The sequence below is a fragment of the Mycolicibacter nonchromogenicus genome (genome assembly GCF_002101775.1).
Taxonomy (GTDB): Bacteria; Actinomycetota; Actinomycetes; order Mycobacteriales; family Mycobacteriaceae; genus Mycobacterium; species Mycobacterium nonchromogenicum.
The window spans coordinates 1-22,395 of the sequence record NZ_LQPI01000064.1; the positions used below are offsets into that span (position 1 = coordinate 1).

A 22,395-nucleotide genomic window follows, 5' to 3' on the forward strand; every position below is an offset into this window, starting at 1 on the left:
CGACGTGCAGAACGTGTGGACCAATGTCGATCTGTCCGACGAGGTCCTGGCCGCCCTCGAAGCCGAATAAACACCCCCGCCGGCATACCGGTCCCGGCGAGGTCAGGGCCCGGACGCAGCGTGTCGCGCCCCATCGGCGTCACTCAACCCCTCTAGACTGTCGAACAGTTGTTCGGGCGCTGGAGAGGAATCGGATGCGGGTGATGGGCGTCGACCCCGGGCTGACCCGGTGCGGGCTGTCAGTGGTCGAAGGCGGGCACGGGCGTCAGGTCACCGCTTTGGATGTCGATGTGGTGCGCACCCCGGCGGATCAGCCGCTGCCAGAGCGGCTGCTCACCATCAGTGACACCGCCGAGCACTGGCTCGACACCCACCGGCCTGACGTCATCGCGATCGAGCGGGTGTTCTCCCAGCAGAACGTCTCCACGGTGATGGGCACCGCGCAGGCCGGCGGGGTGATCGCACTGCAAGCCGCCCGGCGTGGCATCGCTGTGCACTTTCACACTCCCAGTGAGGTCAAAGCCGCGGTGACCGGCAACGGTTCGGCCGACAAGGCGCAGGTGACGGCGATGATCACCCGAATCCTGGGCCTGCAGCAAAAGCCGACCCCCGCCGATGCCGCGGACGCGCTGGCATTGGCGATCTGTCACTGCTGGCGGGCGCCGATGATCGCCCGGATGGCCGCCGCCGAGGCCCTGGCCGCCGAGCAGCGGCGCAAGTACACCGCCAAGCTCAAGGCGGCCCGGGCATGATCGCGTCGGTGCGTGGCGAGGTCATCGACATCGCCCTGGACCATGCCGTGGTCGAGGCGGCCGGGGTCGGATACAAGCTGATGGCCACACCGTCGACCCTGTCGACACTGCGCCGCGGCAGCGAAGCCCGTCTGATCACCGCGATGATCGTGCGCGAAGATTCGATGACCCTCTACGGATTTCCGGACGGCGAGGCACGCGATCTGTTCCTCACGCTGATCGGAGTATCAGGTATCGGACCCAAGATCGCCCTGGCGACGTTGGCGGTCTATGACGCGGCCGCCCTGCGCAGGGCGCTCGCCGACGGCGACGTCACCGCACTGACCCGGGTGCCCGGGATCGGCAAACGCAGTGCGGAACGGCTGGTGCTGGAGCTGCGCGACAAGATCGGTGCGGTGGCGGCGCCCGACGGTGCGGTGTTCAGCGGTCACGCGGTGCGCGCTCCGGTGATCGAAGCCCTGATCGGCCTCGGCTTTGCCGCCAAGCAGGCCGAAGAGACCACCGACAAGGTGCTGGCCGACGCTCCCGACGCGACCACGTCCGAGGCGCTGCGGACCGCGCTGAGCCGGCTGGGGAAGACCAAGTGAGCCAATCCGGTGATCCCGAGGAGCGGGAGGTCTCCCCGGCGCTGACCGTCGGCGAGGGGGACATCGATGCCGGGCTGCGTCCGCGCAGTCTGGCCGAATTCATCGGCCAGCCCCGGGTGCGTGAACAACTGCAGCTGGTCATCGAGGGTGCCAAGAACCGCGGTGGCACACCCGATCACATCTTGTTGTCCGGCCCGCCGGGGCTGGGCAAGACCTCGCTGGCGATGATCATCGCCAGCGAATTGGGCAGCTCGTTGCGGGTGACCTCGGGGCCGGCGCTGGAGCGCGCCGGGGATCTGGCCGCGATGCTGTCGAACCTGGTTGAGCACGACGTGCTCTTCATCGATGAGATCCACCGCATCGCCCGGCCGGCCGAAGAGATGCTGTACCTGGCGATGGAGGACTTCCGCGTGGACGTCGTCGTCGGCAAAGGGCCCGGCGCCACGTCCATTCCCCTGGAAGTGGCACCGTTCACCCTGGTCGGTGCGACCACCCGATCGGGTGCGCTGACCGGCCCGCTGCGCGACCGGTTCGGGTTCACCGCCCACATGGACTTTTATGAACCGGCCGAACTGCAGCGGGTGCTGGCACGCTCGGCGAAGATCCTCGGGATCGAACTGGGAGCCGAGGCCGCGGCGGAGGTCGCACGGCGTTCCCGCGGCACACCGCGGATCGCCAACCGGCTGCTACGCCGGGTGCGGGACTACGCCGAGGTGCGTGCCGACGGGGTGATCACCCGCGACGTCGCCAAAGCCGCGCTGGCGGTCTACGACGTCGACGAACTTGGCCTGGACCGGCTGGACCGTGCGGTGCTTTCGGCACTGACTCGAAGTTTCGGCGGCGGGCCGGTCGGGGTCTCCACCCTGGCGGTTGCGGTGGGGGAGGAAGCTGCCACCGTCGAAGAAGTCTGCGAGCCGTTCCTGGTGCGCGCCGGGATGGTCGCTCGCACCCCGCGGGGCCGCGTCGCGACTCCGGCGGCGTGGACGCACCTGGGTATGGTGCCCCCGGCGGGCGCGGGGGGCCTGGGGCAACAGGGGTTGTTCGAATAGGTCGGGCTAGAGCTTGGCCAGCTCGCCGGCCAGCACGTCCAAACCCTCCGCGAGGAGTGTGTCGCTGATCGTCAGCGGCGGTAACAGCCGCACCACATTGCCGAAAGTTCCACAGGTCAACACGATCACCCCCGCCCGGTGACACGCCGCAGCCAGTGCCGCGGTCAGGGCCGGGTCCGGTGCGCTCGTGTCGGGCCGCACCAGCTCCACAGCGATCATCGCGCCGCGACCACGGATATCACCGATCCGATCATCGTCGGCCTGCAACCGGCCCAGCCGGTCGAAGATCAGCTGCTCGATCTGCCGGGCCCGGCCCACCAGATCGTCCTCCTCGATCGCGGCGATCGCGCCCAGCGCTGCCGCGCAGGCCACCGGATTCCCCCCGAACGTGCCGCCCAGGCCGCTGACCTGCGGGGCGTCCATGATGTCGGCGCGGCCGGTGACGGCCGCCAACGGCAGACCACCGCCGATGCCTTTGGCGGTGCAGATCAGATCCGGTGCCGTCCCGCCCGGACCTTCATGGTCACAGGCGAACATGGCCCCGGTGCGGGCGAAGCCCGTCTGCACCTCGTCGGCGATGAACACCACGTCGTTGTCGCGGCACCAGGCCAACAGTGCCGGCAGGAAACCCGGCGCCGGGACGATGAACCCGCCCTCACCCTGGATCGGCTCGATGACCAGCGCGGCCAGATTGTTGGCGCCGATCTGGTTCTCCAGCACGGCGATGGCCCGGTCGGCGGCTCGTTCCCCGTCGCTGCCCAGCTCTTTGTCCAGCAAGCCGTCACGGTAGGGATAGGACCCGGGCGCGCGATAGATGTCGGGGGCGAAGGGCCCGAATCCACTCTTGTAGGGCATCGACTTGGCGGTGAGCGCCATCGTCAGGTTGGTGCGGCCGTGGTAGGCGTGGTCGAATGCCGCCACCGCGGTCTTGCGGGTATAAGACCGGGCGATCTTGACCGCATTCTCCAGGGCCTCGGCCCCGGAGTTGAGCAGCACCGAACGCTTCTCGAACTCGCCTGGGGTGATGCGGTTGAGTGCCTCGGCGACCGCCACATATCCCTCATAGGGCGTCACCATGAAACAGGTGTGGGTGAACTCGGCGACCTGCTGGCGCACCGCGTCCACCACCCGGGGTGCGGCGTTGCCCACCGTGGTCACCGCGATCCCCGAACCGAGATCGATCAGCCGGTTGCCGTCGACGTCTTCCACGATGCCGCCGCCGGCCCGCGACGCATATACCGGCAGCGTGCTGCCCACCCCGCGCGCCACGGCTGTCGCGCGGCGGCGGGCCAGCTGTATCGAGACGGGCCCGGGGATCTCGGTAGCCAGGTGACGGCTCTGCGGGAGCGGCGGCACGGACATCAGGCGGGCCTCCTCAGCGGTGCTTTCCGCGGGTCAGATCTGGCCCAGTGGCCGGCACGCGTTGCCGAAGGGCTGCCAGTATTCGCCGGGCGGGCAGTCCAGGGGAGTCGGGCCTTGGCCCAGCGGCATGCAGGTGTTGGTGCTGGGCTCCCAGTACTGTCCGCCCGGGCAGCCCAGCGGAGTCGGGCCTTGGCCCAGCGGCATGCAGGTGTTGGTGCTGGGCTCCCAGTACTGACCGCCCGGGCAGGCCAACGGCGCGGCCGAACCGACGGCCGGCATGGCGATCACTCCCACCGCCAGGGGAGCCGCCGCCAGGGCAACGACGCTCGCCAGACCACACGCGAAGTTCCTCATCGGCCAAACCTTCCCTCGAGAATTTCGACCCCCCGCCACCGACAGCCTAGGGGGTGGGCGACGGTACCGAGGCGCGCTCCCCGGACACAGTGGCACACTGTTGTCATCACAGTGGCCCGCCACGTCTGCGGTGGTCCGGTGCCGAAGAATCATTCGAACAAGTCGAAAGATCGGTTGTCGTCATGGAAAACATGGTTGCCTTCCTGCCGTTGCTCCTCGTCATGGGCGCCTTTATGTTCTTCGCCTCGCGGCGGCAGAAGCGGGCGATGCAGGCCACCATCGACCTGCACGAATCGCTGCAGGTGGGCGACCGGGTGCACACCACATCGGGGCTGCAGGGCATCATCACCCGCATCACCGACGACTACGTCGATCTGGAGATCGCGCCGGGTGTGGTGACCACCTGGATGAAGCTGGCCGTGCGCGACAAGATCGAGCCCGAGGAGCTGACGGCTGAGACCGCTGTCGAAGAGGCCGTCGAGGGCGCGTAACTCCCTCGCCGCCACGCGGGCGGGCCAGGTCGGCGCCGTCCGGTCGCCCGGCTGACGTGCCCGACGCGCGGAAGGCCCGCCCAACGGCCCGCCCGGCCAGCCGGGCACGTACCCTTTTGCGGGTGCAGTGGTACTGATCGCCGCGGGCGGACCGCGCACGGGCCGGCCCCGACGATCACGAGAGCGCATTGCGCAATGAGCGAAGGAGACTCAACAACGTGGCATCGCCTTCGGCGCCGGTGCACCCTGCCCGCAACCTGGCGGTGTTCCTGGCATTGCTCATCGGCGTCTACCTGCTGGTGTTCCTGACCGGAAACAAGCTCGCCGAACCCAAGCTCGGTATCGATCTGCAGGGCGGCACTCGTGTGACGCTCACCGCGCGCACCCCGGACGGCTCCGCGCCGACCCGCGACGCGCTCAACCAGGCGCAACAGATCATCAGCGCCCGGGTCAACGGACTCGGAGTGTCGGGGTCCGAGGTCATCATCGACGGTAACAACCTGGTCATCACGGTGCCGGGCAGCGACGGCAACGAGGCACGCACCCTCGGCCAGACCGCCCGGCTCTACATCCGCCCGGTGATCAACGGAGTCTCCGTGGAGGAAGCTCAAGCAGCTGGCCGGATGGCCGGCCTGGGCGGCGGCGGCGTGCCCGGCATCCCGGGCCTTCCGCAGGGCGCAGGTGGTGGCGTTCCCGGTCTGCCGCCGGGTCTGGGCGGTGGCGGTATTCCCGGTCTGCCTCCGGGTGCCGGTGGCGGTATTCCGGGTCTGCCCCCGAGTGCCGGTGGCGGTATTCCGGGTCTGCCTCCGGGTGGCGGTGGCGGTGCTCCCGGTCTGCCGCCGGGTGCCGGTGGCGGTGCTGCCGACCTGCCTCCCGGCTTCGGCGCGGGCGGGCAGGGCTTGTTCGGGGGGAACGGTGCCGCGCTTCCGCAGCAGCCGCAGACTCCACCGGCTCAGCCGAGGCCTTTCCCGCAGGAACCGACCCCGTCGCCGGGCACCCCCACCGTTCCGGCCCCCACCGCCCCGGGATCGTCTGCTGAGTTGCCGGCTTCCCCCGGTGCGCAGCTGCCCGCACTGCCGGGACTGCCCGGTCTGCCCGGACTGCCGGGTCTTCCCGGGCTGGGCGGTGAGGGTGAGGGTGAGCAGGGCCAGGGACTGGCGGCCCGTATCGCCGCAGAGAAGCGGTTGCGGCAGAGCGACAACAAAGTGGTGCAGGCGCTGGCGCTGCAGATCCAGGCCGGACGGTGCGACAAGGAAGACATCCTTGCCGGCAACGACGACCCGGAGCTGCCGTTGGTCACCTGCTCGCAGGACCAGCAGACGGCGTACCTGTTGGCGCCGTCGATCATCAGCGGAGACCAGATCGCCGACGCCAGCTCGGGCATGGACCAGCGAAGCGGCGCCAACGTGGTTCAGCTTCAGTTCAAGAGCGGCGCGGCCGATGTCTGGGCCGACTACACGGCCGCCCACATCGGCACGCAGACCGCGTTCACGCTGGATTCGCAGGTGGTCAGTGCCCCGCAGATCCAGGAAGCCATTCCCGGTGGCCGCACCCAGATCACCGGTGGCTCACCGGGATTCACCCCGGACGCCGCGCGCCAGCTGGCCAACGTCCTGAAGTACGGATCGCTGCCGCTGTCGTTTGAGGCCTCCGAAGCCGAAACCGTCTCGGCCACACTGGGAATGACTTCGCTGCGGGCGGGTCTGATCGCCGGTGCGATCGGTCTGGCGCTGGTGCTGATCTACTCGCTGCTCTACTACCGCGTACTCGGCGTGCTGACCGCACTGTCATTGGTGCTGGCCGGGGCCATGGTGTACGCGATCCTGGTGCTGCTGGGCCGATACATCAACTACACCCTCGACCTGGCCGGCATCGCCGGTCTGATCATCGGTATCGGCACCACCGCAGACTCGTTCGTGGTGTTCTTCGAACGCATCAAGGACGAGATCCGCGAAGGCCGGTCGTTCCGCTCGGCGGTGCCCCGCGGGTGGACGCGGGCCCGTAAGACGATCGTCTCCGGTAACGCGGTCACGTTCCTTGCCGCGGCGGTGCTCTACTTCCTGGCGGTCGGCCAGGTGAAGGGCTTTGCGTTCACCCTGGGGCTGACCACGATTCTCGACCTGGTGGTGGTGTTCCTGGTGACCTGGCCGCTGGTCTACCTGGCGTCTAAGTCGCCGACGCTGGCCAAGCCGTCTTACAACGGTCTCGGCGCGGTTCAGCAGGTCGCGCGGGAGCGCCGGGCGGTCGCCAAGTCGGGAGGCTCAACGGGCGGCAAGTCAGGAGCCAAAGCGCGCACGCGGGCAACCGCCAAGTCGACGGAACAGGGATAGCCAGATGGCCAAACCGAGCACCAGTAGCGGCACGAAGCGCGCGACGAAGTCCGCGAAGAACGACGCCGCGGCCGCCAAGGTGACCAAGAGCGGGGCTGCTGCGGGCAAGACTGCCCGCAAGAAGTCACCCGCCACCCCAGCGCCGAAGCACAGTTTCCTGTCGCGGCTCTACACCGGTACCGGCGCGTTCGAGGTCATCGGCAAGCGGCGCATGTGGTACGCCATCAGTGGCGTGATGGTCGCCATCGCGATCGTCAGCATCCTGGTCCGCGGCTTCACCTTCGGTATCGACTTCGCCGGCGGCACCAAGGTGTCGTTCCCCCGGGGGGACACCAGCGTCACCCAGGTCGAAGAGGTGTTCCGCAAGAGCGTCGGAAACAGTCCCGAGTCGGTCGTCGTGGTAGGCAACGGCAACTCGGCGACGGTGCAGATTCGCGCCGAGACGCTCACCAACGAGCAGACCGAGAAGCTGCGCGACGACCTGTTCGAGGCGTTCCAGCCTGTCGGGCCGAACGGTGAGGCGAGCAAACAGGCGATCAGCGACTCTGCGGTGTCGGAGACCTGGGGCGGCCAGATCACCAAGAAGGCCGTGATAGCCCTGGTGGTGTTCCTGCTGCTGGCGTCGCTGTACATCACGGTGCGCTACGAGTGGTACATGACCATCTCGGCGATGATCTCGATGGTCTTCGACATTCTCGTGACCGCCGGGGTGTATTCCCTGGTCGGATTCGAGGTCACACCGGCCACCGTCATCGGCCTGTTGACCATTCTCGGGTTCTCCATCTACGACACCGTCATCGTGTTCGACAAGGTCGAGGAGAACACCAGCGGCTTCGAACACAAAACCCGCTACACCTACGCCGAACAGGCCAACCTGGCCATCAACCAGACCTTCATGCGCTCGATCAACACCAGCCTGATCTCGGCGTTGCCGATCATCTCGCTGATGGTGGTCGCCGTATGGCTGCTGGGCGTGGGAACGCTGCAGGACCTTGCCCTGGTGCAGTTGGTCGGTGTCGTCGTCGGCACCTACTCGTCGATCTACCTGGCCACGCCGCTGCTGGTCAGCCTGCGGGAACGCACCGAATTGGTGCAGAACCACACCCGTCGGGTGATGCGGCGGCGCAACGCCACGGTCGGTGCCAAGCCGGCATCCGGTGGGACCGAAGGCCCCACCGATGCCGAAGGCTCCACCGACGCCGACGACGCCGACGACACCGACGACACCGTTGCCGCCGACGACGACGTGGCGACGGCGTCCAGCGCTCCGACTCCCGGCGCAAAGCCGGTCCGCCCCACCAGCCGGCGTGGCCAGGGTCCGACCGGCAAGTCGGGCACCGGTCGGTAGCCGGCCATGGCGGCCCGCTGGCGGCACGCTGCGACGTGGGTGGTGGCAATCGCCTGCGCCCTCGGCGTCTGGTCGGTGTCGGCCTGTACCAGCGCCACCGTCGATCAGATCGACTACGCCGTAGACGGCGGTCTGATCACCTACAACAGCACCACCGTGGCCGGCGCCGCGTCGGCGGGACCCCAGGCGTTCTCCCGGACCCTGATCGGCTTCGGCTACCACGGGCCGGACGGTCAGATCGTCACCGACCACGACTTCGGCAGCATCTCCGTGGTGGGTCGTGCTCCGCTGGTGCTGGACTATCAGATCGCTGATGCGGCGGTGTACTCCGACGGCACACCCATCACCTGTGATGACCTGGTGCTGGCGTGGGCGGCCCAATCCGGCCGTTTCCCGGGTTTCGATGCCGCAAGCCGGGCCGGCTACCTCGACATCGAGAAGATCGAATGCGAGTCCGGCGCCAAGAAGGCCCGGGTGTCGTTCTTCCCCGACCGCGCCATCGTCGACTACGAAGAACTGTTCACGGCGACCTCGATGATGCCGTCGCACATCATCAGCGAGAAGGTCGGTGTGAACACCACCGACGCCGTGCTGGGCAAGTTGGGGCCCGCCGACGAGGCTCTCGCCAAGATCGCGGAGGCCTGGAACACCACCTGGAAGCTCGACCGCAACGCGGATCTGCGGAATTTTCCGTCGTCGGGGCCCTACAAGATCGATGCGGTGCTCGACGGCGGCGCCGTGGTCTTGGTGGCCAACGACCTGTGGTGGGGTGCCAAGCCGGTCACCAAGCGGATCACGGTGTGGCCGCAGGCCGCCGACATCGCCGAGCGGGTCAACAAACGCGTCGTCGAGGTCGTCGACGTCGCGACCGGATCCGCGGGCTCGCTGATCACCCCGGATGACTACCAGAGCAGCGACAGTCCCTCGGGCGGCATCCAGCAGCTCATCTTCGCTCCCTCCGGACCACTGTCGGAGACTCCCGCCCGCCGGGCGGTGGCCCTGTGCACCCCGCGTGATGTGATCGCCCGCGACGCGGGCGTTCCGGTGGTCAACTCTCGGCTCAACACCGCCATCGACGACGCGTTCGACCAGGCCGAGGACGTGCCCGAGGCCGAGCAGTTCGCCCGTGCGGACCCCGACGCGGCCCGCGACGCGCTGGGCGGCGCACCGTTGACGGTGCGCATCGGCTACCGCGGCCCCAACACCCGGCTGGCTGCGGTGGTCGGGGCGATCGCCAACTCGTGTGCGCCGGCCGGAATCACCGTCAACGAGGTGGCCTCCGATGCGATCGGCCCGCTGGCGCTGCGCGACGGGCAGATCGACGTCTTGCTCGCCAGCACCGGCGGAGCCAGCGGCAGTGGGTCGAGCGGGTCGTCGGAGGTGGACGCCTATGAGTTGTTCAGCGGCAACGGCAACAACCTGTCCGGTTATCACAACGATCAGATCGACGGCGTGGTGTCCGCGCTCGCCGTCACCGCCGACCCGACGGAGATAGTCCGGCTGCTCGCCGAGAGTGCTCCGGTGCTGTGGGCCGATATGCCGACACTGCCGCTGTACCGCCAGCAGCGCACCCTGCTGTCGTCGAAGAAGACCTACGGTGTGGCCGCCAACCCCACCCGGTGGGGCGCGGGCTGGAATATGGACCGCTGGGAGCTGCAACAGTGAACCAGGCCCGGCCTGCGGCGGGCGTCGGTCAGATCATTGCGTCGCTGGTCCGTGAGGTGGCCGACTTTCCCACCCCGGGAATCGCCTTCAAAGATCTGACCCCGGTCTTCGCCGACGCCGCCGGGCTGGCCGCGGTCACCGAGGCGCTTGCGCGCTTCGCGGCGGGCGCTGATCTGGTGGCCGGTATCGACGCACGCGGGTTCCTGCTGGCCGGCGCGGTCGCCGACCGGCTCGGGGTGGGCGCGCTGGCAGTCCGCAAGGGCGGCAAGCTGCCGCCGCCGGTGCTTTCGGAGCGCTATCAGCTCGAGTACGGAAGCGCCGAGCTGGAGATTCCGGCCGACGGCATCGATCTGTCCGGCCGCCGGGTGGTGATCCTCGACGACGTGCTGGCCACCGGCGGTACCCTGGCCGCTACGCGGCGATTGCTGGACAGGGCGGGAGCCGAGGTGGTTGCGGCGGTGGTGGTGCTGGAGTTGGCGGGGCTGGGCGGCCGCGCCGCCGTGGCACCGTTGCAGCTGGACAGCCTGCACCTGATTTAGTCGATATTCTCGAGGTCGGAGGTGAGCACGGTGGGTCCTGAACAAGGCTTAGCGCAGGGCCCCGAGCAGGGCTCAGGCCCCGAGCGGCACGGCGCCGACACCGCGGTGTCGGAGGGCGTCGCCCAGGACTCACCCTCGGAGCGCACCGACCTGCTGAAGGTCCCGACCAGCGCCTCGCGGCGGGTCCGGGCCCGGATTGCGCGGCGTATAACAGCCCAGCGCGGTGCGGTCAGTCCGGTGCTGGAGCCGCTGGTGGCGGTGCACCGGCAGTACTATCCCAAAGCCAATCTGACACTGCTCCAACGCGCCTATGAGGTGGCCGAACAGCGTCACGCCAGCCAGCTGCGCCATTCGGGCGACCCCTACATCACCCACCCGGTGGCCGTCGCCACCATCCTGGCCGAATTGGGCATGGACACCATCACCTTGGTGGCGGCGCTGTTGCACGACACCGTCGAGGACACCGGGTACACGCTGGCCGCGCTGGCTGCCGAGTTCGGCGACGAGGTCTCTCACCTGGTCGACGGGGTGACCAAGCTGGACAAGGTGGTGCTGGGCACGGCGGCCGAGGCCGAGACCATCCGCAAGATGGTCATCGCGATGGCGCGTGACCCCCGGGTGCTGGTGATCAAGGTCGCCGACCGGTTGCACAACATGCGCACCATCCGATTCCTGGCGCCGGAAAAGCAGGCCCGTAAGGCACGCGAGACGCTGGAAGTTATTGCGCCGCTGGCACATCGACTGGGCATGGCCACCGTCAAATGGGAGCTGGAGGATCTGTCGTTCGCGATCCTGCATCCCAAGCGCTACGAGGAGATCGTGCGGCTGGTGGCAGACCGCGCGCCGTCGCGCGACACCTACCTGGCGAAGGTGCGCGCCGAGATCGTCAACACGCTCGCGAAGTCGAAGATCACCGCCACCGTCGAAGGCCGGCCGAAGCACTACTGGTCGATCTATCAGAAGATGATCGTGCGGGGCCGCGACTTCGACGACATCTACGACCTGGTGGGTCTGCGGATCCTGTGTGACGAGATCCGGGACTGCTACGCCGCCGTCGGTGTCGTGCACTCGCTGTGGCAGCCGATGGCCGGTCGGTTCAAGGACTACATCGCCCAGCCGCGCTACGGGGTCTACCAATCGCTGCACACCACGGTGATCGGCCCGGAGGGCAAGCCGCTGGAGATCCAGATCCGCACCCGGGAGATGCACCGCACCGCCGAATACGGCATCGCCGCGCATTGGCGTTACAAAGAAGCCAAGGGCCGCAACGGTGTTCCGCACCTCAACACCGCCGCCGAGATCGACGACATGGCCTGGATGCGTCAGCTGCTGGACTGGCAGCGGGAGGCCGCCGACCCGGGCGAATTCCTCGAGTCGCTGCGCTATGACCTGGCGGTCAAAGAGATCTTCGTGTTCACCCCCAAGGGTGACGTGATCACGTTGCCCACCGGATCCACCCCCGTGGACTTCGCCTACGCGGTGCACACCGAGGTCGGCCACCGCTGTATCGGTGCCCGGGTCAACGGCCGCCTGGTGGCGCTGGAGCGCAAGCTCGAAAACGGGGAAGTGGTCGAGGTATTCACCTCGAAGGCGCAGAACGCGGGGCCGTCGCGGGACTGGCAGCAATTCGTGGTCTCGCCGCGGGCCAAGGCCAAGATCCGGCAGTGGTTCGCCAAGGAGCGTCGCGAGGAGGCCCTGGAGTCGGGCAAGGAGGCGATGGCCCGCGAGGTGCGCCGGGCGGGATTGCCGCTGCAACGACTGGTCAACGGCGAGTCGATGGCGGCGGTGGCCCGCGAACTGCACTACAGCGATGTGTCGGCGCTCTACACCGCCGTCGGCGAGAACCACATCTCCGCGCACCACGTGGTGCAACGGCTGGTGGCCCAGCTCGGTGGGGTGGACCAGGCCGAGGAGGACCTGGCCGAGCGGTCTACGCCGCTGACCCTCCCGCGCCGTGAACGCCACACCGACGACGTCGGCGTCGCGGTCCCCGGCGCCACCGGGGTGCTGACCAAGCTGGCCAAGTGCTGCACCCCGGTGCCCGGCGACGAGATCATGGGATTCGTCACCCGTGGCGGTGGGGTGTCGGTGCACCGCACCGACTGCACCAATGCCGATTCGTTGCGCCAGCAGGACGAGCGGATCATCGAGGTCAAGTGGGCGCCGTCGCCGTCCTCGGTGTTCCTGGTCGCCATTCAGGTCGAGGCGCTGGATCGCCACCGGCTGCTGTCGGACATCACCAAGGTGCTCGCCGACGAGAAGGTCAACATCTTGTCGGCCTCGGTCACCACCTCACGCGACCGGGTGGCGATCAGCCGGTTCACCTTCGAGATGGGCGACCCCAAACATCTCGGCCACCTGCTCAACGTGGTCCGCAATGTCGAGGGGGTCTACGACGTCTACCGGGTGACCTCGGCGGCCTAGAAGCCGTTCCAGTCGGGGGAGAACCCCCGCGCGAGCGGACGGGGAGAACCCCCCGCGAGCGGACGGGGAGAACCCCCCGCGAGCGGACGGGGAGAACCCCCCGCGAGCGTGCGCAGTTGCACAGCTGGGACGGCGTGTCGGCGGACAAACACGCACGCTCGCGCCAGGGGGTTTACGCGCCAGGGGTTTAGTCGGCCTGGACCGACTTGATGGTCACCTTGGTGGCAGGCGGACCGTCCTCGCCACCGCCCTGCACGCCGGCCGCGGCGATCTTGTCCAGGGTGGCCAGGCCGTCGTCTTGAATCCTGCCGAACACGGTGTACTGCGGCGGCAGCATCGAATCCTTGTAGACCAGGAAGAACTGACTGCCGTTGGTGCCGGGGCCGGCATTGGCCATCGCCACCGTGCCCCGCGGGTAGGTCACCGGCAGCTGCGCGTCGGGGTCACCCAAGGAGTACTGGTCGGTGGGGTATTCGTTGTCGAACTCATAGCCCGGGCCGCCGGTGCCGTCACCGGCAGGGTCCCCGCACTGCAGCACACTGAGCGTCGGCGACGTGGTCAGCCGGTGGCACTGGGTGTCTTTGAAGAAGTCCTTGGCCGCCAGACTGATGAAGCTGTTGACGGTGCACGGGGATTGGCCGTTGTTGAGCATCAACCCGATGGGGCCCTGGTCGGTCATCATCGACACGCTGACCTCAGCCGGCTCGGTCGGGACTTTGCCGGACCGCGGCGGCTCCACGGGCTTGCTGGCCGGCCGGGCCTTCGGGTACTGGCAGTCGGCACCCAGCAGCGGCGACGCGGTGAACTTCGGCAGCTGCCCGGCCGCGGCCTGCGGCGCCGCGGTGGAGTCCGCGGACTCCGATGTGCTCGAGGTCGACGAGTCGCCGGCGTTGACGTTGCCCGGATCCTCGTCGCGCAGGACCACGAACACTACCCCAACGATCAGCAACACCGCCGCCACCGCGCCGAGGATCATCAGTACGCGGCGCTGCTTTCGGGCTGCCTCGGCACGCTGCTGCAACTGTTGCTCCAGATTGCGCTTGGCGGCGGCTCGCCGCTCTGAGTTCGTGGGCACCGGCGGTAACCTCCTGGCTCGCTGATCGAATCGGCTCCCAAGTCTGCCAGAGCGCGACTGCCCCGCCCGCGTCACCGCTGACCCGGCAGGTAATGGGAAACTGGTCGGCGTGTTGGTCACCGGATTCCCCGCTGGAATGCTGGCGTGCAACTGCTATGTGTTGGCGCAACGGCAGGGCGCCGACGCGATCATCGTCGACCCCGGCCAGCGCGCGATGGCTCGGCTGCGGCAGGTGCTCGACGAGAATCGCCTGACCCCGTCGGCAGTGCTGCTCACCCACGGCCACATCGACCACATCTGGTCGGCGCAGAAGGTGTCCGACACCTACGGCTGCCCCACCTACATTCACCCCGAGGACAGGTTCATGCTCACCGACCCGCTGCGCTCGTTGGGCACGGTGCCCGGGCAGGCGCTGTTCGGTGTGCTGAGCAGGGTGATGTTCTCCGAGCCCAGGCAGCTGATCGAACTGGATCGTGACGGGGACAAGATCGGCCTGGGCGACACGACGGTCACCGTCGATCACACCCCCGGGCACACCCGCGGCTCGGTGGTGTTCCGGGTCGAGGGTGACGCGACCGAGGTGGTGTTCAGCGGGGACACCCTGTTTCAGAACTCGGTCGGCCGCACCGATCTACCCGGGGGCAGCGGCCGTGATCTGCTCACCTCGATCGTCGACAAGCTGCTGTGCCTTGACGACGGATGCGTGGTGCTGCCCGGCCACGGACCCAAGACCACCATCGGCGCGGAGCGCCGCTACAACCCATTCCTGGAAGGGCTCAGTGCGTGAGCGCGTTTGCCGCACCCAAAGGGGTGCCCGACTATGTCCCTCCGGCCTCCGCCGGCTTCGTCGCGGTACGCGACGGCCTGCTGGCGGTCGCTCGCCGCGCCGGGTACGGCGACATCGAGTTGCCGATCTTCGAGGACACCGCACTGTTCGCCCGCGGGGTGGGGGAGTCCACCGATGTGGTCTCCAAGGAGATGTACACGTTTGCCGATCGCGGCGACCGCTCGGTGACGCTGCGGCCCGAGGGCACCGCAGGCGTGATGCGCGCGGTGATCGAGCACGGGTTGGACCGCGGTCAGCTGCCGGCCAAGCTCTGCTACTCGGGACCGTTCTTCCGTTACGAGCGGCCCCAGGCCGGCCGCTACCGGCAGCTGCAACAGGTCGGAGTCGAGGCGATCGGGGTGGACGATCCGGCGCTGGACGCCGAGGTGATCGCGGTCGCCGATTCGGGCTTCCGCTCCCTGGGCCTGGAGGGCTTCCGGCTGGAGATCACCTCGCTGGGCGACGACTCCTGCCGCCCTGCCTACCGAGAACTGCTGCAGCAGTTCCTGTTCGGGCTCGACCTCGACGAGGAGACGCGCAAGCGCGCACAGCTCAATCCGCTGCGGGTGCTCGACGACAAGCGTCCGCACGTCCGTGAGATGACGGCCGACGCCCCGGTCATGCTCGACCACCTCTCCGACGCCGCCCGGACGCACTTCGACACCGTGCTGGCGCACCTGGATGCGCTCGGAGTGCCGTACGTGGTCAATCCGCGCATGGTGCGCGGCTTGGACTACTACACCAAGACCACCTTCGAATTCGTGCACGACGGGTTGGGTGCGCAGTCGGGGATCGGAGGCGGAGGCCGCTACGACGGCCTCATGCGTCAGCTCGGTGGGCAGGACCTGTCCGGGATCGGCTTTGGCCTCGGCGTGGACCGCACCCTGCTCGCGCTGGCCGCCGAGGGCAAGACCGTGGGTCAGACCACTCGGTGCGATGTGTTCGGGGTGGGCCTTTCCGAGGCGGCCAAGCTGCGCCTGGCCGTTATCGCCGCGCAGTTGCGGGCCGCCGGTGTGCGCGTGGACCTGGCTTACGGTGACCGCGGACTCAAGGGTGCGATGCGTGCCGCCGACCGCTCCGGAGCCGTCATCGCCCTGGTCGCGGGGGATCGCGACCTGGAGGCAGGCACCCTCGGCGTCAAGGATCTGCGCACCGGAGAGCAGGTCGACGTGCCGATCGACGAGGTCGTCGCCGCGGTGCGCACGCGGCTGAGCGGCGCCTGACAGCCGGGGCCGATGTGGCGTGAGTGACAGCTGCTGCCGCTCGCAGTTGCCCGTCCTCCGGTACCGTGGCGCGGTATGACGATCATGCGGAATGTGACAGTCAAGTTCGGGACGGTGTTGCTGATGGCCGCCGCCGGGATGGCCGCCAGCCATGCGACGTCACTGGCGGACCCCGAGACCACCCCGGCGTCGCCCACCGAGAGCCCGGCCGCCACGCCCACCGAGAATGCGGAGCCGTCGCCGACGCCCACCCCGACGGAAGAGGCGACCGAGCCCTCGGCCGAGGCCCCGAAGAAGGACTCCGCCAGTGGTCACGAGGTCACCTACACCATCACGGCCACCAGTGACCTGACCGGCAACATCTCCTACATCAAGACCGATCCACCCAGCATGGCCGCCTACAACGCCAATTCCTCGGAGTACCTCGAGACGGTCCGGGTGCCGATCAGCGGGGGACAGCCGGTGGTCTACACCACCACGTTGGCCGACCCGAGCCAGTGGGCGCTGGTCACCGCGAGCGGGGGCTTGCGGATCAATCCGGAGTTCCACTGCGAGATCGCGGTCGACGGCGAAGTGGTGGTGTCGCAGCAGGGCGGCAGCGGGGTGTCCTGCGCCACCCGGCCCTGGTGACGAATCCGGCTCAGCCGGCGAACACGTACACCCAGGCCTGCGCTCCCGAGCGCAGCGGCACCGAGATCCGACGGTAGGCGTCGACCTCGTACTCGTCGGCGGCCGCCAGTTCGGCGGCGCTGATCGTGAAAACGGTGCCGGGGACGGCGGCGTCTTGTGCGTCCGAAGGCCGCAGGATCGGGTGACGGTCACTGCCACTGACGGCCACCACATGGGGGTCGGTGATCGTCACGTAGTCCAAGTCATAACCGACGATCGCATCGGGCCGGCCGTCGACTTCGCGTCCGAACGTGCTGCGTTGCACCTCGGGTAGCTGCAGGGTGCCGTAGGAGAACAACAGCTCGGTGCTCACTGCGCACCACCGACTTCGTCGGCGGCGACAACCACGACTTCGGCCGGGGAGGATCCCACCGAGCGCAGGCGATGGCTGATGGAGGCGTCGAAGTAGGCGCTGTCGCCGGTGTTCAGCGTCACGCTCGCATCGCCGTATTGCAGCTCGACAGTGCCGGTGTGCACGAAGAGGAACTCCTGACCGTGATGAGCTGGGTGGGCTTCGCCGTTGCGGCTCGCCGTCGGAGTGGGACGAACCACGAAGGGTGACATCGTCTTTCCCAGCATTTTCGCGGCCATCGCCTGGTAGCGCTGCGGATCCTCGCCACGGTCGGCGGCCCGGTCGACAGCGATCTTGTCTTCGTCTCCGCGTTCGGAGAACAGTTGCGCCACATCAACATCTAGGGCCTGCGCAACCTTGATGGCGACCGCGATGGACGGCGTGCTGCGGCTGCGTTCGATCTTCGACAGGTAACTCTTGGTCAGCCCGGTCCGCTCGGCGAGGCCTTCGAGGGTGAGTCCTCGCTGCTTGCGGACGGCGCGCAGCAGTGCTGTCATGCGGCTATGGTGCCATAACGCGTGACACAAAGTGTCAAATCGGATAGTGTCGTGTCATCCGCTTCGGCACCGAGGAGCCGCCATGGGCACCACGTTCGACGATTCCAAATCCGATTTGATGCAACGCGCCGAGCGCCGCTTCGCCGAGAACTTCGGCGCCACCGAGTGGTCGACCCGCCAGAAATTGGCGCTGACCTGTCGGGCGCTGTTCGACCGCGGTCATGACTCCGGTCTGGCCGGACAGATCACAGCGCGCGCCGAGGCGCCGGGCACCTACTACACCCAACGGCTCGGCCTCGGCTTCGACGAGATCACCGACGCCAATCTGCTGCTCGTCGACGAAGATCTCAACGTCCTCGAGGGCGAGGGGATGGCCAACCCCGCCAATCGGTTTCACAGCTGGATCTACCGCGCTCGCCCGGATGTCCAGTGCATCGTGCACACCCACCCATTTCACGTCGCCGCACTGTCCATGCTGGAAACCCCGCTGATCGTCTCGCACATGGACACCACACCGCTCTATGACGACTGCGCCTTTCTGCCGCTGTGGCCGGGGGTGCCGGTCGGAAACGAGGAGGGCGAGATCATCTCCGAGGCGATCGGCGACAAGAAGGCGATCCTGCTGGCCCACCACGGCCAAGTCGTCACCGGCGCCAGCGTGGAGGAGGCATGTTCGCTGGCGGTGCTGATCGAGCGTGCCGCCGCGTTGCAGCTGGCCGCCATGGCAGCCGGGACCGTCAAAGAACTCCCGGAGAAACTCGCTCGAGAAGCCCACGATTGGACCCTGCTGCCCAACCGCAGCCAGGCCAACTTCGCCTACTACGCGCGCCGCGCCCTGGCCCGCCACCCCGACGCCGTCACCCGATAAGCAAGGAGTCCGACTTGGCAGCACAGTTATCCGGCATCATCGGCTACCCGGTGACACCGTTCCGCGACGGCGGCATCGACACCGACGTCCTGACCACGGTCATCAACCGCCTCATCGAGGCCGGGGTGCACGCCATCGCCCCATTGGGCAGCACCGGTGAGCTGGCCTATCTCGACGATCTTGAGTTCGAGACCTGCGTTGATGCCTCGATTGCCGCGGTCGCCGGGCGCCTGCCGGTGCTGATGGGGATCTCGGACCTGACCACCGCGCGCACCGTGCGCCGCGCCCGCTACGCCGCGCAGGCCGGCGCCGACGCGGTGATGGTCTCGCCGGTGTCGTACTGGAAGCTGTCCGAACGCGAGATCACCGCGCATTACGAGGCCGTCTCCGATGCCGTCGACGTCGACATCGTGGCCTACAACAATCCGGCGACCTCTGGTATCGATATGAACCCCGAACTGCTGGTGTCCATGTTCGAGCGCATCGAGCACGTGACGATGGTCAAGGAGTCCACCGGTGATCTGAGCCGGATGCTGCGGATGGCCGAGCTGACCGGTGGGCGGCTACCGTTCTTCAACGGCAGCAACCCCCTGGTGCTCGACGCGTTACGCGCCGGCGCCGCCGGCTGGTGCACCGCGGCGCCCAACCTGCGTCCGCAGCCCTGCCTGGATCTCTACACCGCGGTCACCGGCGGTGAGCAGGACAAGGCGCAGGCCATCTACGACGAGCTCAAGCCGCTGCTGGAATTCATCGTGGCCGGCGGCCTGCCCACCACGGTCAAGACCGGTCTGGAGATGCTCGGGGTGCCGGCCGGTGCGCCGCGGCGTCCGCTGTTGCCGCTGGACGAAGCGGGCCGGGCAGAGCTGCGCGGGCTACTTTCCCTGTGACCGGGGGCTAACCCAAGTCCGAGGCGGCGAAGGTGTCGCACTGGTCGGGGTCGCCGCTCTGGTAGCCGACGGTGAACCAGTGTTGACGCTGGGCTGACGCACCGTGGGTCCAGGACTCGGGATTGACTCGGCCGGTGGCGGCTTCCTGGATGCGATCGTCGCCCACCGACGCCGCGGCGGACAACGCGTCGCTGATGTCCTGGTCGGTCAGGGGCTTCAGGAACGGCACCCCGGTGCCTTCCTGCTTGGTCACCGACGCGTAGTGCGCCCACACCCCGGCGTAGCAGTCGGCCTGCAACTCGGTGCGCACCCCGGCACCGGTGGCACCCTGGGCGCCGGTCTGGGCCCGGCCGAGTACACCGAGCAGGTTCTGCACGTGGTGGCCGAACTCGTGGGCGACCACGTACTCCTGGGCAAGTGGCCCGCTGCTGGAGCCGAACCGGTTGACGAGCACATCAAAGAAGTCGGTGTCGAAGTAGGCCGTCTGGTCCGCGGGACAGTAAAACGGCCCGACCGCGCTGGTGGCCGCCCCGCACGCGGTGGAGGTCTGTCCGCTGAACAGCTGGACGCGCGGACGGGTGTAGCCGCGCAACAGGTCCGACCAGACCGCGTCCACCGAGTTGGCCGTGGCCACCACCCGGCACTGCACGTACTTATTGGCGTCGTGGCCGGTGCGGCATTTGGCCAGGTCGAAACCGGGCGCCGAGTACTGGCCGCGATCCACCGGCTGCTGACTGAGCACCTCGCCGGGATCGGCCCCCAACAACAGCGCCACCACCAGGATCACCAGTCCGGCGACGCCGCCGCCGATCGCAATCCCACGGCCGCCGCCCCCCGAGGAGGTGGTGCTGGTATCGATCTGCATACCCTCGTTGAAGGTCATCGCACGCTCCGTGGGGTTTCGGTAGTGGAGATGGTGGCCGGCCGACGCACCTTAGCTTCGCACACTGGGGCTCGCTGCCAGGCCCGCTTGAATGCGGTTGAACGGTACAAAATCCCACGCTCCAGCTAAGTGAAGACAGCGTTGTCTGACCAGATCCCAAAGCTTTACTGAATGTTTTTGGCGGCGCTGTACCACAAGTTCGCGCCGGTGTTACGTTCTGCATCCGGCCGCTACGGGAGGCTTCCCGCGACGGCCGCCGCAGCTACCTGCCCCACGATTCAAGAGAGGTCGTCTGCTCGGTGAACGCTTCCACTCGTGCCCCCGGGGTCGCCTGGTGCGACTCCCACGAGTTGTCGTGCGTCTCGGGCGCCCCAGCTTTATCAGACCGTTATTACAACTGTCCGCTAGAGTGATCTACGTCAAGTATTGACGCAGACTTCGAATACCCAACACTTCCCCGAGACGATTGCACGACCCCCAGGAGGAACAATGTCGTTCGTAACCGCTCAGCCAGAATTTCTGACAGCGGCCGCCGGAAGCCTTTCCGGTATCGGCGACTCGATGACCGCGGGCATTGCCGCCGCAGCCGCCCCCACCACGGGTGTGGTCGCGCCTGCCGCTGACCTGGTGTCCGCGCTGACTGCTGCCCAGTTCGCGGCCCACGGCTCCCTGTTCCAGGAGGTCAGTGCGCAGGCGGCTGCGGTGCACCAGCAAATCGCGGCCACCCTGGGCAGCAACGCGAACGCTTACGCCCTCACCGAGGCTGCAAACGCCACGGCTGCCGGCTGAGGCGGGGCACATCGATGAGTTTCAGTGTCTTTCCCCCCGAGATCAACTCGGAGCTTATCTATACCGGGCCCGGTTCGGGTTCACTGCTGGAAGCCGCGGCAGCCTGGACTCAGCTGTCGAGCGAGTTGTTGACCTCAGCGACGGCAACGCAGTCGGTGATCACCAACTTGGACTCGACCTGGACCGGACCCGGCTCGGTAGCGGCAACGGCTGCGACCGCGCCGTATGTGGCCTGGCTGGAGCAGGCCTCTGCTACCGCCGCCGCCAACGCCGCCTTGGCCGGCCAGGCAGCCGCACTGTTCGAGGCGGCACGGGCCGCGTCAGTGCCGCCTGCGGTGATCGCGGCCAACCGCGCGATGCTGCTGGCCCTGATCTCGACCAACTTCTTCGGCCAGAACACCCCGTTGATCCAGGCCACCGAGCATCAGTATGAAGTGATGTGGGCGACCGACGGCGTCGCGATGGACACTTATGCCGCCGCTGCCGAAGCCAACAACAACGCGCTGCAAGAGGCGTCTCCGCCGCCGCAGACGGCGCTGGCCACCACGCCGGGACCGGCCGACGGCGGTCCGGTCCCCGGCACCGGCGCCCCTCCGGTCAACGGTTACGACTTCGCCACCGTCGGCGGACTGCTGGACGCGGTGGGCCTGCCGGCGGCAATGCTCGGCGAGAAAGCCGGGGCCACGACCATCGCCTCGATGATCTCGCCCATCAACACGATCAGTTCACCGTTGATGATGCTGGTGAGGTTCCTGCCGATGCTGCAGCAGTTCGCCAAGATGGGCGGTGCGGCGGGCACCGTGGCGGGCCAGGCTTCCGGTGGCGGTGCCGGCACCTTGATGACTCAGATCGGCGACTTCGTCAACGACAAGTTGCAGGGCGCGGTGGGCGTTTTGGCCGGTCACTTCAGTTCGGCCACCAGCGCGATCTCGGCCAAGCTCGGCCAGGCTGCCTCAATGGGCGGGCTGAAGGTGCCGCAGGCCTGGTCGATGGCCGCCGACGGCATGGTTCGTGCAGCGCCGGTCTTGCCTGCGAACACGGTCAGCGCCCCGATCCAGACCATGTCGTCCGGGCTGCCGGGCGGTCCGTTCGGTCACGCCATGATGGGCGCGATGGCCGGACGTGGCATGGGCGCTATGGCCGCGAAGGCCCCCAGAGTTATGCCCCGTTCGCCGGCTGGCGGGTAGCGGAAGGGGCCTGAACACACACGTGCCTGCCGGGTCGGCGCCCGGCTACCACAACGGATTCCAAGTACGAGGGAGAAATCATGGCAAGTCGTTTTATGACCGACCCGGACGCGATGCGTGCGATGGCGGGCCGTTTCGATGTGCACGCTCAGACGGTCGAGGACGAGGCTCGTCGGATGTGGGCGTCGTCGACCAACATCTCCGGTGCCGGCTGGGGTGGTCTGGCGGAGCGGACCTC

General features: G+C 68.0%; 23 protein-coding genes. 17 read left to right on the top strand and 6 right to left on the bottom strand.

What is annotated here, in order from left to right:
• The first annotated feature begins 194 nt into the window (after positions 1–194).
• From ruvC to ruvB, 3 genes are read left to right on the top strand one after another with little or no spacing between them, the layout of a single operon-like run.
• Positions 195–752, top strand: coding sequence for a crossover junction endodeoxyribonuclease RuvC (gene ruvC, locus AWC18_RS17240; protein WP_085139529.1), 558 nt, complete (start codon positions 195–197; stop codon positions 750–752).
• On the top strand, positions 749–1,339 hold the full coding sequence (gene ruvA / locus AWC18_RS17245; protein WP_085139530.1) for a Holliday junction branch migration protein RuvA: 591 nt from the start codon (positions 749–751) through the stop codon (positions 1,337–1,339). Before ruvC ends, ruvA begins: the two co-directional genes overlap by 4 nt.
• Complete coding sequence (gene ruvB / locus AWC18_RS17250; protein WP_064996787.1) at positions 1,336–2,388, top strand: Holliday junction branch migration DNA helicase RuvB; 1,053 nt, start codon at positions 1,336–1,338, stop codon at positions 2,386–2,388. The genes ruvA and ruvB overlap by 4 nt, the downstream gene beginning before the upstream one ends.
• A 6-nt stretch (positions 2,389–2,394) precedes the next feature.
• Here the strand turns inward: ruvB and gabT are convergent, their stop codons facing one another.
• On the bottom strand, positions 2,395–3,744 hold the full coding sequence (gabT, locus tag AWC18_RS17255) for a 4-aminobutyrate--2-oxoglutarate transaminase (protein WP_109560126.1): 1,350 nt from the start codon (positions 3,742–3,744) through the stop codon (positions 2,395–2,397).
• Between the two features lie 39 nt (positions 3,745–3,783).
• A complete protein-coding gene (locus AWC18_RS17260; RefSeq protein WP_064996785.1) occupies positions 3,784–4,104 on the bottom strand; it encodes a hypothetical protein in 321 nt (106 codons plus the stop codon).
• A 182-nt stretch (positions 4,105–4,286) separates the two neighbouring features.
• Between AWC18_RS17260 and yajC the strand changes: the two genes are divergently transcribed.
• The 6 genes from yajC to AWC18_RS17290 all read left to right on the top strand — a co-directional run bounded on the left by yajC (position 4,287) and on the right by AWC18_RS17290 (position 12,901).
• Positions 4,287–4,595 (top strand): preprotein translocase subunit YajC, encoded by a 309-nt coding sequence (yajC, locus tag AWC18_RS17265; RefSeq protein ID WP_064996784.1) that lies wholly within the window; start codon positions 4,287–4,289, stop codon positions 4,593–4,595.
• A gap of 218 nt (positions 4,596–4,813) precedes the next feature.
• A complete protein-coding gene (gene secD / locus AWC18_RS17270; RefSeq protein ID WP_064996783.1) occupies positions 4,814–6,925 on the top strand; it encodes a protein translocase subunit SecD in 2,112 nt (703 codons plus the stop codon).
• A 4-nt stretch (positions 6,926–6,929) separates the two neighbouring features.
• Positions 6,930–8,273 (top strand): protein translocase subunit SecF, encoded by a 1,344-nt coding sequence (secF, locus tag AWC18_RS17275; protein ID WP_064996782.1) that lies wholly within the window; start codon positions 6,930–6,932, stop codon positions 8,271–8,273.
• A 6-nt stretch (positions 8,274–8,279) separates the two neighbouring features.
• Complete coding sequence (locus AWC18_RS17280; protein WP_064996781.1) at positions 8,280–9,938, top strand: ABC transporter substrate-binding protein; 1,659 nt, start codon at positions 8,280–8,282, stop codon at positions 9,936–9,938.
• Positions 9,935–10,477: an adenine phosphoribosyltransferase gene (locus AWC18_RS17285; RefSeq protein ID WP_064996780.1), complete on the top strand. Its 543-nt coding sequence runs from the start codon at positions 9,935–9,937 to the stop codon at positions 10,475–10,477. The genes AWC18_RS17280 and AWC18_RS17285 overlap by 4 nt, the downstream gene beginning before the upstream one ends.
• Before the next feature lie 105 nt (positions 10,478–10,582).
• Complete coding sequence (locus AWC18_RS17290) at positions 10,583–12,901, top strand: RelA/SpoT family protein (protein WP_064996791.1); 2,319 nt, start codon at positions 10,583–10,585, stop codon at positions 12,899–12,901.
• 187 nt (positions 12,902–13,088) lie between these two features.
• Here AWC18_RS17290 and AWC18_RS17295 read toward each other — a convergent pair whose 3' ends face one another.
• Positions 13,089–13,976 carry a peptidylprolyl isomerase gene (locus AWC18_RS17295; protein ID WP_085139532.1) on the bottom strand — a complete coding sequence of 296 codons (888 nt, stop codon included), beginning with the start codon at positions 13,974–13,976 and terminating at the stop codon, positions 13,089–13,091.
• 109 nt (positions 13,977–14,085) lie between these two features.
• Between AWC18_RS17295 and AWC18_RS17300 the strand changes: the two genes are divergently transcribed.
• The 3 genes from AWC18_RS17300 (at position 14,086) to AWC18_RS17310 (ending at position 16,655) form a co-directional block, all read left to right on the top strand.
• Positions 14,086–14,763 (top strand): MBL fold metallo-hydrolase, encoded by a 678-nt coding sequence (locus AWC18_RS17300; protein ID WP_085139533.1) that lies wholly within the window; start codon positions 14,086–14,088, stop codon positions 14,761–14,763.
• Complete coding sequence (hisS, locus tag AWC18_RS17305) at positions 14,760–16,025, top strand: histidine--tRNA ligase (protein ID WP_064996777.1); 1,266 nt, start codon at positions 14,760–14,762, stop codon at positions 16,023–16,025. The genes AWC18_RS17300 and hisS overlap by 4 nt, the downstream gene beginning before the upstream one ends.
• A 75-nt stretch (positions 16,026–16,100) precedes the next feature.
• Positions 16,101–16,655 carry an Rv2576c family protein gene (locus AWC18_RS17310; RefSeq protein ID WP_085139534.1) on the top strand — a complete coding sequence of 185 codons (555 nt, stop codon included), beginning with the start codon at positions 16,101–16,103 and terminating at the stop codon, positions 16,653–16,655.
• Between the two features lie 10 nt (positions 16,656–16,665).
• On the opposite strand, the gene AWC18_RS17315 is transcribed toward AWC18_RS17310, so the two are convergent.
• Together AWC18_RS17315 and AWC18_RS17320 are read right to left on the bottom strand one after the other, a co-directional pair.
• The gene (locus AWC18_RS17315; protein WP_085139535.1) at positions 16,666–17,007 is read right to left on the bottom strand and encodes a gamma-glutamylcyclotransferase family protein; all 342 of its coding nucleotides are present in this window, start codon (positions 17,005–17,007) and stop codon (positions 16,666–16,668) included.
• Positions 17,004–17,543 (bottom strand): helix-turn-helix domain-containing protein, encoded by a 540-nt coding sequence (locus AWC18_RS17320; RefSeq protein WP_085139536.1) that lies wholly within the window; start codon positions 17,541–17,543, stop codon positions 17,004–17,006. Before AWC18_RS17320 ends, AWC18_RS17315 begins: the two co-directional genes overlap by 4 nt.
• Before the next feature lie 82 nt (positions 17,544–17,625).
• Here AWC18_RS17320 and AWC18_RS17325 point away from each other — a divergent pair, with 82 nt between their 5' ends.
• Positions 17,626–18,411: an aldolase gene (locus tag AWC18_RS17325; protein ID WP_085139537.1), complete on the top strand. Its 786-nt coding sequence runs from the start codon at positions 17,626–17,628 to the stop codon at positions 18,409–18,411.
• Positions 18,412–18,425: 14 nt separating this feature from the next.
• Positions 18,426–19,298: a dihydrodipicolinate synthase family protein gene (locus AWC18_RS17330; RefSeq protein ID WP_420093357.1), complete on the top strand. Its 873-nt coding sequence runs from the start codon at positions 18,426–18,428 to the stop codon at positions 19,296–19,298.
• 7 nt (positions 19,299–19,305) lie between these two features.
• On the opposite strand, the gene ypfJ is transcribed toward AWC18_RS17330, so the two are convergent.
• Positions 19,306–20,181 carry a KPN_02809 family neutral zinc metallopeptidase gene (gene ypfJ, locus AWC18_RS17335; protein WP_085139538.1) on the bottom strand — a complete coding sequence of 292 codons (876 nt, stop codon included), beginning with the start codon at positions 20,179–20,181 and terminating at the stop codon, positions 19,306–19,308.
• A 489-nt stretch (positions 20,182–20,670) separates the two neighbouring features.
• Between ypfJ and AWC18_RS17340 the strand changes: the two genes are divergently transcribed.
• The 3 genes from AWC18_RS17340 to AWC18_RS17350 all read left to right on the top strand — a co-directional run.
• Positions 20,671–20,970 (top strand): PE family protein, encoded by a 300-nt coding sequence (locus AWC18_RS17340; protein ID WP_064996770.1) that lies wholly within the window; start codon positions 20,671–20,673, stop codon positions 20,968–20,970.
• Between the two features lie 14 nt (positions 20,971–20,984).
• The gene (locus AWC18_RS17345) at positions 20,985–22,157 is read left to right on the top strand and encodes a PPE family protein (protein ID WP_085139539.1); all 1,173 of its coding nucleotides are present in this window, start codon (positions 20,985–20,987) and stop codon (positions 22,155–22,157) included.
• Positions 22,158–22,237: 80 nt separating this feature from the next.
• A partial coding sequence (locus AWC18_RS17350; protein ID WP_208858390.1) for a WXG100 family type VII secretion target occupies positions 22,238–22,395 on the top strand: 158 nt, incomplete at its 3' end.

What these genes read in the sequence shown, in the direction of transcription:
- ruvC (WP_085139529.1), top strand. Translation starts at nt 195, where the DNA reads ATGCGGGTGATGGGCGTCGACCCCGGGCTGACCCGGTGCGGGCTGTCA.
- ruvA (WP_085139530.1), top strand. Translation starts at nt 749, where the DNA reads ATGATCGCGTCGGTGCGTGGCGAGGTCATCGACATCGCCCTGGACCAT.
- AWC18_RS17260 (WP_064996785.1), bottom strand. Translation starts at nt 4,104, where the DNA reads ATGAGGAACTTCGCGTGTGGTCTGGCGAGCGTCGTTGCCCTGGCGGCG.
- yajC (WP_064996784.1), top strand. Translation starts at nt 4,287, where the DNA reads ATGGAAAACATGGTTGCCTTCCTGCCGTTGCTCCTCGTCATGGGCGCC.
- secF (WP_064996782.1), top strand. Translation starts at nt 6,930, where the DNA reads ATGGCCAAACCGAGCACCAGTAGCGGCACGAAGCGCGCGACGAAGTCC.
- AWC18_RS17280 (WP_064996781.1), top strand. Translation starts at nt 8,280, where the DNA reads ATGGCGGCCCGCTGGCGGCACGCTGCGACGTGGGTGGTGGCAATCGCC.
- AWC18_RS17310 (WP_085139534.1), top strand. Translation starts at nt 16,101, where the DNA reads ATGACGATCATGCGGAATGTGACAGTCAAGTTCGGGACGGTGTTGCTG.
- AWC18_RS17320 (WP_085139536.1), bottom strand. Translation starts at nt 17,543, where the DNA reads ATGACAGCACTGCTGCGCGCCGTCCGCAAGCAGCGAGGACTCACCCTC.
- AWC18_RS17325 (WP_085139537.1), top strand. Translation starts at nt 17,626, where the DNA reads ATGGGCACCACGTTCGACGATTCCAAATCCGATTTGATGCAACGCGCC.
- ypfJ (WP_085139538.1), bottom strand. Translation starts at nt 20,181, where the DNA reads ATGACCTTCAACGAGGGTATGCAGATCGATACCAGCACCACCTCCTCG.
- AWC18_RS17340 (WP_064996770.1), top strand. Translation starts at nt 20,671, where the DNA reads ATGTCGTTCGTAACCGCTCAGCCAGAATTTCTGACAGCGGCCGCCGGA.
- AWC18_RS17345 (WP_085139539.1), top strand. Translation starts at nt 20,985, where the DNA reads ATGAGTTTCAGTGTCTTTCCCCCCGAGATCAACTCGGAGCTTATCTAT.